The sequence below is a fragment of the Amycolatopsis sp. NPDC114505 genome, from assembly GCF_055633615.1.
On the sequence record NZ_JBVKDV010000007.1, the window covers coordinates 37,753 to 52,297 of the forward strand.

Annotated in this window: 5 protein-coding genes and 1 pseudogene; all 6 read right to left on the bottom strand. The window is 73.3% G+C overall.

Annotated elements, in window-relative coordinates; all coding sequences use genetic code 11:
* Nucleotides 1–51: 51 nt before the first annotated feature.
* Entirely contained in the window at nt 52–4,740 is a 4,689-nt protein-coding gene (locus ACZ7OU_RS49050) for a type I polyketide synthase (RefSeq protein WP_470260606.1), read from the bottom strand.
* Nucleotides 4,737–9,851: pseudogene (locus ACZ7OU_RS49055) on the bottom strand (type I polyketide synthase); the annotation flags it as partial. The gene ACZ7OU_RS49050 and the pseudogene ACZ7OU_RS49055, both read right to left, overlap by 4 nt.
* A gap of 157 nt (nt 9,852–10,008) precedes the next feature.
* Nucleotides 10,009–10,848 (bottom strand): nucleotide disphospho-sugar-binding domain-containing protein, encoded by an 840-nt coding sequence (locus ACZ7OU_RS49060; RefSeq protein ID WP_470260607.1) that lies wholly within the window; start codon nt 10,846–10,848, stop codon nt 10,009–10,011.
* Between the two features lie 97 nt (nt 10,849–10,945).
* Nucleotides 10,946–13,501, bottom strand: coding sequence for an ABC transporter permease (locus ACZ7OU_RS49065; RefSeq protein WP_470260608.1), 2,556 nt, complete (start codon nt 13,499–13,501; stop codon nt 10,946–10,948).
* Nucleotides 13,498–14,265 carry an ABC transporter ATP-binding protein gene (locus ACZ7OU_RS49070; protein WP_470245448.1) on the bottom strand — a complete coding sequence of 256 codons (768 nt, stop codon included), beginning with the start codon at nt 14,263–14,265 and terminating at the stop codon, nt 13,498–13,500. Before ACZ7OU_RS49070 ends, ACZ7OU_RS49065 begins: the two co-directional genes overlap by 4 nt.
* Nucleotides 14,262–14,498 (bottom strand): hypothetical protein, encoded by a 237-nt coding sequence (locus ACZ7OU_RS49075; protein WP_470245449.1) that lies wholly within the window; start codon nt 14,496–14,498, stop codon nt 14,262–14,264. The genes ACZ7OU_RS49070 and ACZ7OU_RS49075 overlap by 4 nt, the downstream gene beginning before the upstream one ends.
* Between the last annotated feature and the right edge of the window lie 47 nt (nt 14,499–14,545).

Sequence of the window (14,545 nt, forward strand, 5' to 3'; positions counted from 1 at the left end):
GCTTCAGGTAGTCGACCAGCTTGCTTTCGTCAGTCATCGTGGACTTACCTCTCAGGCGCCGAGCTCGTTGTCGATGAGGGCGAACAGCTCATCCGTGGTCGCGGTCTCCAGCACGTCGGTGGTCTTGGTGCCGGACAGGGTCTTGTGCAGGGTGGTGACCATCGCCTGCAGCCGGGCGACGATCCGGGACCGGTCGATCTCGGCCGCGTCCAGAGCCGCCGCGACGGCTTCGAGGCGGTCCAGCTCCACTTCGAGGGGGACCGCTGCCTCGCCCCCGCCGAGCTGGGTCCACAGGTGTTCGGCGAGCGCCTGCGGGTTGACGTGGTCGAAGGCGACGGTCGCCGGGAGCTTCAGCCCGGTGGCCGCGCCGAGCCGGTTGCGCAGGTCGACCGCGGTGACGGAGTCGAAGCCGAGCTCCTTGAACGCGCGGGCCGGCTCGACCGCCGATCCGCCGTCGTAGCCGGCGACCACGGCGACCTCGGTGCGCACCAGTTCCAGCAGCGTCCGCCGCAGCTCGGCGGACGGCAGCCCCCGCAGGTCACCGTTGTCGGCCGGGGCCTCGGTCTTGTCCTCGGCGACCTCGGGCAAGGCGCGCAGCAGCGGCCGCGGGCGGGCGAGCTGGTACACCGGGGCGAACGCGGCCCAGTCGATGTCGGCGACCACCAGGTGTGTCTCATCGTGGTCGAGGGCCTGGCCCAGTGCTTCGACGGCCAGTTCCGGCGCCATCTCGGCGAGACCCATGCGGCGCAGCAGGTCGCTCGCCTCGGCGTCGACCATGCCGCCGCCACCCCAGGAACCCCAGGCGATCGCGGTCGCGGTGCGGCCCGCGGCGCGCCGGCGCCGGGCGAGCGCGTCGAGGTAGGCGTTGCCCGCGGCGTAGGCGGGCTGGCCGGAGGTGCCCCACACGGCGGCGCCGGAGGACATCAGCACGAACGCGTCGAGTTCGGTGTCGCCGAGCAGCTCGTCGAGCAGCGCGGCGCCGGTGACCTTGGCGCGGGTGGCCGCGGCGAACTCGGCGGGCGTGACGTCGGACAGCGGTGACTCGGCGGTGAGGACGCCGGCGGCGTGGACGACGGCGGTCGGCGGGTGCTCGGCCAGCAGGGCTTTCAGCTGCTCCCGGTCGGAGACGTCGCAGGCCACGACCGTGGCGCCCAGCTCGTCGGCCAGCGCGCGGGCGCCTTCGGCGTCGAGACCGCGACGGCTGGTGAGCACGAGGTTCTGCACGCCGCGGCCGGCCAGCCACCGGGCGACGTGCGCGCCGACCGCGCCCGTGCCGCCGGTGACCAGGACCGTCCCGCGCGGCTGCCATTCGTCCGCGGTGCCCTTGAGCGGAGCGTGGACCATGCGCCGGGCGAACACGCCCGAAGGCCGGATCGCGACCTGGTCCTCACTGTCCACACCGGACACCACCGCGGCCAGGCGGGCGGCGTCGGCGGGGCCGTCGACGTCGACCAGGCCACCCCACGTGGCGGGCTGGTCGAGCGCGGCGACCGTGCCGAGGCCCCACACGGCGGCGGCGGCCGGGTCGGCGCCGGAGAAGGCGTCGACCGCGACGGCGCCGCGAGTGACGACCCACACCGGAGCGTCGCTGTCGCGCAGGACTTGCAGCAGGGCGATGGTGGCGGCGACCGCGGTGCTGAGCGCGGGGTGCTCAGGGTGTTCACGGGTGTCGAGGGCCAGCAGCGACAGCACGCCGTCGAACGGCCGCACCGCCGTCGCTTCGGTGAGCGCCGTTGCCAGTTCCCCGTGCTCGGCGATCACCCGGACGACGTCGCCCTGCTCGGCGAGTGCGTCGGCCAGTTCGGCCGCCTCGGGGACGCCGGCCGGGACGACGACCAGCCAGGTGCCGATCAGCCCGCCCGTGACGGTCACCGGCGCCCAGGAGACGCGGTAACGCCAGGACTCCACTGTGGACAGTTCGGTGCGGCGGCCGTGCCACGCGGCGAGCGCCGGGACGACCTCGGCCAGCGGCGCGGTCTCGACGCCGAGCCGCTCCGCGAGGCTGTCGACGTCACCGCTCGTGACGTCCTGCCAGAAGTCCTGGTCGGCGACCGAGGCTTGCGGCACTGTCGTGGCCGCTTCCTCTTCGAGCCAGAAGCGCTTGTGTTGGAACGGGTACGTCGGCACGTCGACGATCCGGCCGCCGGGCACCAGTGACGCCCAGTCCGCCGCGCCGCCGCGGACCGAGTGCTCGGCCAGCGAGGTCGCGAAGCGGGTCAGGCTGCCTTCGTCACGGCGCAAGGTGCCGGTGACCGAGCCGCTGTGGCCGCCTTCGTCGAGGGTTTCCTGGATGCTCATGGCCAGCACCGGGTGCGGGCTGATCTCGACGAACCGGGTGTAGCCCGCCTCGGCGAGCTTCGCGACAACCGGGGCGAACCGGACCGTGGTGCGCAGGTTGGTAAACCAGTACCGGGCGTCCATGGTGGCCCCGGGCTCCTCGGTCACCGTGGACGTCATCGCGACGCTTCCGGCGCCGGGCGCGATCGGGCCGAGGTCGGCCAGCAGGCGGTCGGCGAGGTGCTCGACGTGCGCGGAGTGCGACGCGTAGTCCACCGGCACACGCTTGGCGCGGAACCCTTCGGCGAGGAGCTGGTCGCGCAGCTCGTCGAGGGCCTCGCCGTCGCCGGACAGCACGGCCGAGGTCGCGCCGTTGTCGGCGGCCAGCGAGATCCGGCCGTCCCAGGCGTCCAGGCGCTTCAGCAGTTCGGCGGCGGGGAGACCGGCGGCGAGCATGCCGCCACCACGTCCACCGAGGACGTCCCCGATCGCCTTGCTCCGCAACGCGACCACGCGAGCACCGTCCTGAAGGGACAGTGCGCCCGAGACGCTCGCGGCGGCGATCTCGCCCTGCGAGTGGCCGATCACCATGTCCGGCTCGACGCCGTGCGCGCGCCACAGCGCGGCCAGCGAGACCATCACGGCCCACAGCATCGGCTGCACGACGTCCACACGGTCGGCCGGCGGCGTGCCCGGCTCGCCGCGCAGCACGGCGATCACGGACCAGCCGGTGAACTCCTGCAAAGCCGCGTCACACTCGGTCATCCGCTCGGCGAACGCGGGCGACTGCTCGATCAGCTCGATCGCCATGCCGGTCCACTGGGAGCCCTGGCCGGGGAAGACGAACACGGTCTTGCCGCGGACGTCGGCGGTCCCGGTGACGACGTCGGGGCGTGAACCGCCCGTGGCCAGCGACTCCAGGGCCTGCTTGGCGTCGGCGGAAAGCACCACGGCGCGGTGGTCGAGCTTCGCGCGCCCGGTGGCGAGGGTGTAGGCGATGTCGGTGAGGTCTGTGTCCACTTGGGACGCGAGCTGTGCGGCGGCTTCGGCCAGCGCGGCCGGAGTCTTGGCCGACAGCACCAGCGGGTGGACCGCGGCCTTCGGCGGTTCGACGGCTTCGGTCTCGGGGGCCTGTTCGAGGATGACGTGCGCGTTGGTGCCGCTGACACCGAACGACGACACCGCGGCCCGGCGCGGCCGGTTGACCTCCGGCCAGTCGCGCGGCTCGGTGAGCAGCTCGACCGCGCCCGCCGTCCAGTCGACGTGCGTCGACGGCGTGCCGACGTGCAGGGTGCGCGGCGCCTTGCCGTGCCGCAGCGCCTGCACCATCTTGATCACGCCCGCGACACCGGCGGCGGCCTGCGGGTGACCCATGTTGGACTTGATCGAGCCGAGCAGCAGCGGTGCGCCGGTGGCGCGCTGCCCGTAGGTCTCCATCAGCGACTGCGCCTCGATCGGGTCGCCGAGGGCGGTGCCGGTGCCGTGCGCTTCGACGAGGTCCACATCGGACCGCGACAGCCCGGCGTCAGCCAGCGCGGCCTCGATCACCCGGACCTGCGACGGGCCGTTGGGCGCGGAGAAGCCGTTGCTGGCACCGTCCTGGTTGATCGCGGAGCCGCGCAGCAGCGCGAGGACGCGGTGGCCGTTGCGGCGCGCGTCGGACAGCTTCTCGAGCACGAGGACGCCGACGCCCTCGGCCCACGACGTCCCGTCCGCATCGTCCGAAAAGGACCGGCTGCGGCCGTCGGCGGAGAGGCCGCGGCGACCGCTGAAGTCGACGAACATCTCGGGGGTACCCATCACGGCGACGCCGCCGGCGAGCGCGAGCGTGCAGTCGCCGTCGCGCAGGCCTTGGGCGGCCATGTGCAACGCGACCAGCGAAGACGAGCACGCGGTGTCCACCGACACCGACGGGCCTTCGAGGCCGAGGGTGTAGGAGACCTGCCCGGAGACGAGGCTGCCGTCGGGGCTGCCACCGCTGTAGTCGTGGTACATGACGCCGGCGTAGACACCGGTCGGGCTGCCCTTGAGCGCGTGCGGGTCGAGCCCGGCGCGCTCGAAGGCCTCCCACGAGGCTTCCAGGAGGATCCGTTGCTGCGGGTCGGAGCGGCGGGCGTCGCGCGGGCTGATGCCGAAGAACTCGGCGTCGAAACCCGGTGCGTCGTAAAGGAATCCGCCGTGGCGCGTGTAGGTCTTGCCGGGCCGGTCGGGGGTGGGGTCGTAGATGCCCTCGAGGTCCCACCCGCGGTCGGCGGGGAACTCCCCGATGACGTCGCGGCCCTGGTCGACCAGGTCCCACAGGTCGTCCGGCGTGCGGACGTCCCCGGGGTAGCGGCAGCTCATGCCGATGATGGCGATGGGTTCGGAGTGCTGAGCTTCCAGCTCCTGCACGCGCCGGCGGGCCGCCTGCAAGTCCGCCGTCGCGCGCTTCAGGTAGTCGCGGAGCTTGTCCTCGTTGCTCATGAGATCCCCAGTTCTTCATCGAGCACGGCGAAGAGCTCGTCGTCGGTGGCTTCGTCCAGGTCGGCGGCCTCGGGGGCGCCCGCGTTCGCCTCGGTCCACTTGCGGGACAGCGCCTCGAGGCGGGCGGTGACCTTCGCCGTCGAGCCGTTCAGCGAGCCCGCCGCGGCCAGGGACGCCTCCAGGCGGTCGATCTCGGCCAGCAGCGAGTCGGCCGGGCCGCGGCCCGGGCCCAGCAGGGCGTGCAGGCGGGCGGCCAGCGCGGCCGGGGTCGGGTGGTCGAACACGATCGTCGCGGTCAGCTTCAGGCCGGTCAGCGCGCCGAGCTGGTTGCGCAGCTCCACCGACGTCAGGGAGTCGAACCCCATCTCCTGGAACGCGCGCCCGGGCTCGACGAACCCGAGTCCCAGCACCGCCTTGACCTGGCCGGAGACGACCTCCAGGAGGTACGTCTCGCGCTCGGACTCCGGCAGCGTCGCGAGCCGGGCGGTGACCGCGCCGTCGTTCTTCGCCGCCGTGCGGCGGGCTGCCGGCCGGACCATGCCGCGCAGGACTGGCGGCAGCGAGTCCGCGCGGGACCGCAGCGCCGCGACGTCCAGCTTGACCGGCGCGAGGACGGCGTCCTCGGCGACCAGGCACGCGTCGAGCAGGACGAGCGCGTCGGCGGTGGCCATCGGCGGGGTGCCGAGGCGGCGCAGCCGGCGGAAGTCGGCCTCGACGAGTTCGCCGGCCATGCCGCCGTCCTCCGCCCAGGCGCCCCAGTCCAAGGCCGTCGCCGGGAGGCCGTGGGCGTGGCGGTGGCGGGCCAGTTCGTCGAGGAACGCGTTGGCCGCGGCGTACCCGGCCTGCCCGGCGGCCAGCACCGTGCTCGCGGCCGAGGAGAACAGGATGAACGCGTCGAGGTCCCGCGTGAGCTCGTGCAGGTGCCAGGCACCGTCGACCTTCGGGGCGAAGACGCGGTCGAGCTCGTCGTCGGTCAGGTTCTCCACGCGGCCCGCCGACGGGACGCCGGCGGCGTGCACCACCGCGGTCAGCTCGGCGCCGTCGAGCAGCGCCGCGACGGACGCGCGATCGGTGACGTCACAGCTCGCAATCGTGACTTCGGCGCCCAAGCTCGTCAGTTCGTCACGCAGGTCCGAGGCGCCGGGAGCGTCGATACCGCGGCGGCTGGTGAGGAGCAGGTGCCGGACGCCGCGGTTCGTCACCAGGTGCTTCGCGACGACCGCACCCAAACCACCGGTACCGCCGGTGATCAGGACCGTGCGCTCGAGGTTCCAGCCCAGCTCGCCGGACGGCGTCGCCGCGACCAGCCTCGGCACGTACGCCTTCCCGTCGCGGACGGCCACCTCGGGCTCGCCGGTGGCCAGCGCGGGCCCGGCGTCGCCGTCGACCAGCACGAACCGGCCCGGGTTCTCGGCTTCGGCCGCCCGGACCAAGCCCCAGACGGTCGCGAGGGCCGGGTCGACGTCCTCGCCGGCCACCGACACCGCGCCACGCGTGACGACGGCGAGGCGGTCGTCGGAGCCCCGGATGGCGGCGAGCACCTGACGGGTGGCTGCCCGGGCCCGCTCGGGCACCGTTCCGTCCGATGTGGACACTTCGAGGACGCGGGCGGTGCTCGCCGAGCCCGCGGGGGCCGGTTCCCAGGCCGTGCGGAACAACGAGTTCGGCGTCAGCTTGTCGAGCGAGATCGGCCGGGCGGCCAGGGAGTCGACCGTCAGCACCGGAGCGCCGGCGGCGTCGGCGATCCGCAGTGTGATGGTGTCGGGAGCGGCCGGCGCCACGTGGACCCGCAGCTCGGACGTGCCCGCGGCGTGCCAGGTGGTGCCGCCGAAGGCGAACGGCAGCATCGGCTTCGCCTCGCCGTCCTCCGGGGCCGGGCCGAGCAGCTGGGCGTGCATGGCGGCGTCGAGCAGGGCCGGGTGCAGGCCGTAGTCGCGGGCGTCGGCCAGGGCGACTTCGGCGTAGACGTCGTCGCCGTGACGCCACATCGCGCGCAGGCCCTGGAACGCCGGGCCGTAGTCGTAGCCGAGGTCAGCGAGCTGCGCGTAAGGGTCGTCGAGCGCGACCTCGGTGGCACCTGCGGGCGGCCACTCGGTGAGGTCGAACGACGGTTCGTCCGCTTCGGCGGTCACGAAACCGTCGGCGTGGAGCGTCCACGCGTCCTCGCCGTCGGGTCGCGAGTGGACGGTGACGCGGCGGCGGCCGTCCTCCTCCGCGCCGAGGGACACCTGCAGTGCGGCGCCCGAGCCCTCGGCCAGGGCGAGCGGCGCCTGCAGGGTCAGCTCTTCGATACCCGCGTAGCCGATCTCGTCGGCGGCGGCGCGCGCCAGCTCGACGAACGCCGTGCCCGGCAGCAGGATCGTGCCCAGCACGACGTGGTCGGCGATCCACGGCACAGTGTCCGCCGACAGCCGCCCGGTCAGCACCACCGTGTCCGACTCGGGCACCCGGACGACGGCGCTGAGCATCGGGTGCGCGGCCGGCTGCTGGCCGTGGTCGGCGGCGTCGCCGGTCCCGGTGGTGGCGGACAGCCAGTAGCGGGTGCGGCGGAAAGCGTAAGTCGGCACCTCGACGCGTCGGGCCCCGGCGTAGAACGCTTGCCAGTCCACGGGAATCCCGCGCGCGTGCAGGGTGGCGACCGCGGTGACGACGGCGTGGGCTTCGTCGCGGTCCTTGCGCGCGGCCGGGACGAAGGCGAGCGTCTCGTCGTCCAGTGCGGTGTTCGCGGCGGCGGTCAGGACCGGCGCCGGGCCGATCTCGACGAACGTCCGGACACCTTCCTCGACCAGCGCGCGCAGGCCGTCGTCGAACCGGACGGTCGCGCGGACCTGCTCGACCCAGTACTCGGGGGACGTCAGGTCGGCGTCGGCGGACACCGTCGAAGAGATCGAGATCTCGGGCTTCGCGTAGGTGAGTTTCGCCGCCACGGCCGCGAACTCGGCCAGCATCGGCTCCATCAGCGGCGAGTGGAAGGCATGCGAAACGTGCAGCTTCTTGGGTCGTTCGAAGTGCGCGACGACGACGGCGACCTCGTCCTCGGCCCCCGAGACGACCAGGGAGCCGGGGCCGTTGATCGCGGCGATGCTCACGCCGGCCGTCAGCAGCGGGGTCACCTCGGCCTCGGTGGCCGGGATCGTGACCATCGCGCCGCCGGCGGGCAGGGCCTGCATGAGCCGGGCGCGGGCGGCGACGAGCGTGCAGGCGTCGTCGAGCGAGAGGACCCCCGCGACGTGCGCCGCGGCCAGCTCGCCGATCGAGTGGCCCAGCAGGTGGTCGGGCCGCAGGCCCCACGACTCGAACAGCCGGTATAGCGCGACCTCGAACGCGAACAGCGCGGGCTGCGTGAAACCGGTCCGGGACAAGGCATCGGCGTCGTCGAAGACCGCACGGTCGAGGTCCAGCCGGGAGCAGACGGCGTCGAGTGCGGAGGCGAACACCGGGTACTTCGCGGCGAGGACCGTGCCCATGCCGGCGCGCTGGGCGCCCTGGCCGGTGAAGAGGAAGGCCGTCCGGCCGGTGCCGCGGCGGTCGCGGACCACGTTCGGCGCGTTCTCACCGGCGACCAGGGCCGTCAGCCCGGCGCGCAGCTCGGCGGCGTCGGAGCCGACGACGACGGCGCGGTGGTCCAGCGCCGAGCGGGTCGTGGCCAGGGAGAACCCGACGTCCGCCAGGTCTCCGTCGTGGTCGATGAGCTGTTGCGCCTGCGCGGCGACAGCGTCCGCCGAGTCCGCCGAGACCGGCCACGCGACCACCGGAAGTTCGACCCCGGCGGCCTTGTCGGCGACGGGTTCGGCCTGCTCGATGATCACGTGGGCATTGGTGCCGCTGATGCCGAACGACGACACCGCGCCGCGGCGGGGCCGCTCCACCGACGGCCATTCGCGGGCCTCGGTGAGCAGCTCCACCGCACCGGCCGACCAGTCGACGTGCGGCGACGGCGTGTCCACGTGCAGGGTCTTCGGGAGCACGCCGTGCCGGATGGCCTGGACGAGCTTGATCACGCCGCCGACCCCGGCGGCCGCCTGGGTGTGGCCGATGTTGGACTTGAGCGAGCCGAGCCACAGGGGCTGGTCCGCGGACCGGTCCTGGCCGTAGGTGGCCAGCAGGGCCTGCGCCTCGATCGGGTCGCCGAGCTTCGTGCCGGTGCCGTGGCCTTCGACGAGGTCGACGTCCGTTGTGGACAGTCCGGCGGTGGCGAGGGCTTGGCGGATCACGCGTTGCTGCGCGGGTCCATTGGGGACGGTCAGGCCGCTGGAGGCGCCGTCGGAGTTGACCGCGCTGCCGCGGACGACCGCGAGGACGTCGTGGCCGAGGCGCTGGGCGTCGGACAGGCGCTCGACGACGAGCACACCGACGCCTTCGCCCCAGCCCGTGCCGTCGGCACCGGCGGCGAACGCCTTGCAGCGGCCGTCGTCGGACAGGCCGCGCTGCTCGGTGAAGTAGACGAACGTCTCGGGGGTGGCCATCACCGTGACGCCGCCGACGAGGGCCAGCGAGCAGTCGCCGCGGCGCAGCGCCTGTGTGGCCCAGTGCAGGGCGACCAGGGACGACGAGCAGGCGGTGTCGACCGAGACCGCGGGGCCTTCCAGCCCGAGCGCGTAGGCGACGCGGCCGGAGACGACGCTGCCGGCGGCCGCGTGGCCGAGGTAGTCGTGGTACATCACGCCGGCGAAGACGCCGGTGCTGCTGCCGCGCAGGGTTTCCGGGACGATGCCCGCCCGCTCCAGCGCCGTCCACGACGTCTCCAGCAGCAGCCGCTGCTGGGCGTCCATGGTGAGCGCCTCGCGGGGCGAGATCCCGAAGAACTCCGGGTCGAATTCCGCGGCGTCGCGCAGGAAGCCGCCCTCGCGGGTGTTCGTGGTGCCAGGCCGCTCCCCCGCCGGGTCGTAGAGGCGGTCGAGGGGCCAGCCGCGGTCGGCCGGGAACGCGCCGATGGCGTCGGTCCCGGTGCCGACCAGCTCCCAGAGGTCGTCGGCGGAGGCGACCCCGCCGGGGTACCGGCAGTCCATGCCGACGATCGCGATCGGCTCGGTGTCCCGCCGCCGGACCTCGTGGAGGGCACCCTTGGCCTCACGCAGGTCGGCGGTCGCGCGCTTGAGGTAGTCGAGCAGTTTCCGCTCGTTTTCGGCGCTCACGCCATTACCCCCTGGAAAATGGCAAGAAGAACGGTACTCACGTAATCGACCACCTAACCGCGAAAAGGGTGGGTGCCACGTCGAAAACGCTACCTACGGTCGTGGTGCCGCCCCACCCCTAACGGCCCCACAATCAGCGGGTCAGGGCGGCGACCAGCTCGCGCGGTGCCGGCAAGGCGGCGATTTCGTCCCGCAGCGCGGTCGCCGCGGCACTCAGCGAAGCCAGCTCGCCGACCTGCTCGGCCGACCCCACGAGCCCGGCCCCGACCGCCGCGATCCGAGCGCCGATCGCCGTCTCCGTCAGGGAAAGCTGGGGAACCCCGTGCGTCGCCGCCGCGAGCGCGAGCGTCGCGTCGCCGTCGTGGACGAGGGCCGTGCACGTCGGCAAGAGCGCGGCCGGCGGTGCCGTGTCGACCAGACGGACGTTGGGCGGCATCGAGACGCCCTCCAGCGCGGAGTCGGTCGCCCAGACCACCTCGGCCGGCAAGCCGCCGACGGCGTCGAACACCGGCCCGGCCAGTGACGTGTCGGTGAGCGAGAGCAGTACGCGGCTGCGCCTTGCCTTGCGGCGCAACCACTCCGGCACCACGACCGGCCCGAAGTAGGGCACGTGCCGGACCGGGCGCACGTCCGACGCGTCCCGCAGCGACGGCGGCACCGTGTCGAAAGTGCCCGGGCCGGAGGCGTCGAGCGGACCCAGCAACCGGACCGTGTCGACGCCGGCGACCGGGGCTCCCGGGGAGGAGACGACGACGTCGGGGCCCCACAGCGCGGCGAACTCCTTCAGCGCCGCGGACTCCGTGTCCTCGGTTCCGAGGTCGACCGCGACGCACCCGGTGCTGAGGATCTCGCCGACGAACGACGCCCGTCCGGCGATCTTCACGTCGTGGCCCGCGGTGCGCAGCGCCCACGCCAGCGGGACCAGGTTGTGCAGCCGCGCGGGCGACGGCGGAGCGGCCAGGAGAACGCGCATGGGATCCACTCCAGAAAAGGAAACCGGGCCGGCCCGGTGCGGATAGTCGAATTCGAGACTATCCGCGCCGAACCGGCCCGCGAACCCCTACAAATCTTTACTGCCCCGGCAACGTCACCGCTTCGATCGGGCTGCGCCGCATCGCCAGCCGCGCGGAAAGCGCGGTGACCGGCCAGACGATCAGGAACACCGCGGCGATGACCGCGAGGAACACCCACAGCGGGCCGACCGGCACGATGGTGCCGGACGAGAGCGCCATGGGAATCACCGTGAACAGCGAGATCCCCGTCCCGAGCACCAGGCCGAGCACGGCCAGGATGCCGCCCTCGATCATCAGCATCGACCGGACCTGCCCCCGCCGCGCACCCGCCAGCCGCTGCACGCCGAACTCGCGACGCCGCGAAAGCACCGCCACGGCGAGCGTGTTCACCGCCGCGATCGCGGCGTACGCGATCGCGAGCACGGCCAGCAGGAAGTGGATCATCGCCTCGATGTCGGCGCTCGCCGCGAAGCTTTCCGTCACCGCGTCGGAATCCCCGACGACGGCTCCGGGCCAGCTTGCCGTCGCCGCCGTGACCGCCGAGACGACCGCTGCCGCGTCCTGGCCGTCCGCGGCACGAACGAGCAGCCTGCTCGCCACGCCCGAAGTCGTGTGCGGAGCGAGGAGCGCGGCCGGCAGCACGATGCTGGGGTAGCCCGACGGGCTGTCCAGCAACGCGACGATCTTCACCTTCACCTGCGCGCCGTCGCCGAGGCGCATGGTGATCTGGTCGCCGAGCTTCAGGTCCAGGTCGTCCGCGATGCCTTCGGGCAGCGCCACCGTCTCGCCGGTGAGCTCGCCCAGCGAACCGGACGTCACCGGCGTCGCCAGCACCCCGTTCGCGTCCCGGACGTCGAGGCCGAGCAGCCGGCCGGGGTCGCTGCCGTTGCCGTCGTAGGGCTCTTCGATCCAGCCCTGGCTGGTGACCAGCGGCGACACCGACCCGACGCCCTTCGCCTGCCGGACGGCGTCGGCCAGCGCCGGCGAGACCGCCCCGGTGCCACTGGTCACCACCGCGTCGGCCTGAAGCTGGTCGGCGTAGGCACCGATGATGGCGTGCTGCTGCGTGGTTTCGGCGTACACGTTGCCGAGCGCGACCGCCGTGGCCAGCGTGATCGGCGTCAGCACGGCGGCGAACGCCACCGCCCGCGTCCGCGAGTTGATCACCGCGAGCACCGCGTCCCGGCCGCCGATCCGCCGGATCAGCGGGCCGAAGCGGGTGGCGACGAACGCCATCAGCTCCGGGCCGATCAGCGCGACGGCGATCGAGCCGGTCAGCACGGCGGGACCGCACACGGCCGACGCTATGTCCACCGGCATGAACAGGGTCGCGACGGCGAGCAGCACGGTGACCCCGGCGAACACCTTCGCGCCGAAGCGGCGCACGTCGTTCACCTTCGCGGGCGGGATGGACGCCTCGACGAGCGCCTGCAGCGGCCGGGCCCGCGCCGCCGGCAGCGCGGCGAACCACGCGGCGGCGAACGAGATGCCGAGCGAGAGCACGAGACCGCCGCCGAAGGCGATGATCCCCTGCTGGAACTCCAGCTGGGGCGGCAGCATGCCGTTGCCCGTCGTGAAACCGAAGATCTCCGTGCCGAGGAAGCGGCCGCCGGCCAGCCCGGCGAGGGCACCCAGCGCCGCCACCACCATCGTCTCGGCGAGCACCATGCGGTGCACCTGACGCGGGGTCGCGCCGGTGGCCCGCAGCAGCGCGAGCTCCTGCTGCCGCTGCCGCACGGTGAGACTGATCGTCGCCGACACCACCAGCGCCATGACCACCAGGACCATGCCGCCGAACACGCCGGCGAGCAGGATCAGGGGCAGCTGGGCGCCGTCGATGCCGGGGAACTCGGCGGACCCGCGGTCCGCGCCGGTCAGCACGTTCAGCCCGGGCACCTTTTCGGCGATCCGGCCGGCGAGCTCGCCGGCGTCCACGCCGTCGGCGGGGAAGATCCCGGCCAGGTCGACCGTGCCGGGGTGCACCGAGAACTGCTGGGCGTCGGCGGGTGAGAAGAACAGGGCCGGTCCGACCGTGTCCGCGTGCGCGATCCCGGTGACCACGAAGTCACGCGGCGGCGCGCCGTTCACGGCGATGCCGACCTGGCCCCCGGTGCCGACTCCCGCGGTCTGGGCCGAAGCTTCGTCGAGCACGACCTGGCCCGGGGTGTGCGGCTGCGCACCGTCCACAAGGGAGTAAGGCGCCAGCGCGGCCGAGTCCCAGCCGTGCCCGGCGAGCGGAGCGTCGGCGCTCTGCGGACCGGACCCGGTGACGACGACCGCGGCGAACGTGGTGTCCGGCACGACCTGCCGCACGCCCGGCACGGACGCGAGCTGGGCCAGCTGACCCGCCGGGATCCCCGACCGCTCCCCGTAGGGAACGACCTGCGACTCCTCGTCCGGCAGCTTGAAGCCGGCCGAACCGGTCACCACGACCGGCGCGGCCGCCAGCCGCTGCGGCTGGGCGTCGAGCGACAGCGCCGTCTCGAACAGGCCGCCGCACGCGATCAGCAGCGAGCAGCCGACCAGGACCGCGACCAACGTCGCCAGCGAGGCGGCCGCGCGGAACCGCAGGCTGGCCAGCGCCATCCGCAGGACCACCCGCCGCGGGCTCACTGCCGCCCCCTCGCCTGCTTGGCCCGGGCACCGAGCCGCGCCAGCTCCGCCGCGACCATCTCGACGGCCGGGGTGGCCATCTTGGTCACGATCTGCCCGTCGACCAGGAAGAGCACCTCGTCGGCGAACGACGCGGCGACCGGGTCGTGGGTGACCATGACGATCGTCTGGCCGGCGTCGGCCAGCTCTCGCAGCAGGCCGAGCACCTCGAGCGCGGTGGTCGTGTCCAAGGCACCGGTCGGCTCGTCGGCGAAGGTGACCGCCGAGCGGCCGGCGAGCGCGCGGGCGATCGCCACGCGCTGCTGCTGGCCACCGGACAGCTCGCCGGGACGGTGCCGGACCCGCTGTGACAGGCCGACCCGCTCGACGACCTGGGCGATCCACGCCCGGTCCGGTTCCTTGCCGGCCAGCAGCATCGGGAGGGTGATGTTCTCCTCGACGTTGAGGGCGGGCATCAGGTTGAACGACTGGAACACGAACGCCACGTGCTCGCGGCGCAGCTCGGTCAGCTGGGTTTCGTTGCGGCCCTTGAGGTCGACGCCGACGAGCGTGACGCTGCCCTCGTCGGGCCGGTCGAGCCCGGCGGCGCAGTGCAGCAGGGTGCTCTTGCCGGAGCCCGACGGGCCCATCACCGCGGTGAAGCTGCCGGCGGGGAACTCCACGCTGACCCCGGCGAGGGCGACCACGCCGCTCTCGCCGCGCCCGTACGTCTTCTTCACCGAGTCCAGCCGGACGGGCGACCCGGTGGTCGTCAAGGTAGTCATCCCCGCGCGATCCGTTCGTTCGAGCGGTTGCGGGTCGCGAGGTACCAGGGCACCACGATGACCGCGCCGCCGATCAGCGGCCAGATGAAGAACGGCGAGTGCAGGCTGAGCGTCGCGAAGCACATGATCAGCCAGATCAGCAGGTGAATGCCGGTGCCGGCGAGCCACACGATCGTGACCACCTTGAGGGCCGTGCGCCCCCCGGTCGTGGAACCGTCTGTCGTCTCGGCCATCTCGGCCCCCCACTCTCAGGTACGGATAAATCTGTGTATGGGTTGCA

Coding starts and splice junctions, on each gene's coding strand:
- ACZ7OU_RS49060 (WP_470260607.1), bottom strand. CDS start 10,848: ATGCGCGTTCTCCTGGCCGCTCCGCCGTCGCCCGCGCGGCTGCACAAC.
- ACZ7OU_RS49075 (WP_470245449.1), bottom strand. CDS start 14,498: ATGGCCGAGACGACAGACGGTTCCACGACCGGGGGGCGCACGGCCCTC.
- ACZ7OU_RS49070 (WP_470245448.1), bottom strand. CDS start 14,265: ATGACTACCTTGACGACCACCGGGTCGCCCGTCCGGCTGGACTCGGTG.
- ACZ7OU_RS49050 (WP_470260606.1), bottom strand. CDS start 4,740: ATGAGCAACGAGGACAAGCTCCGCGACTACCTGAAGCGCGCGACGGCG.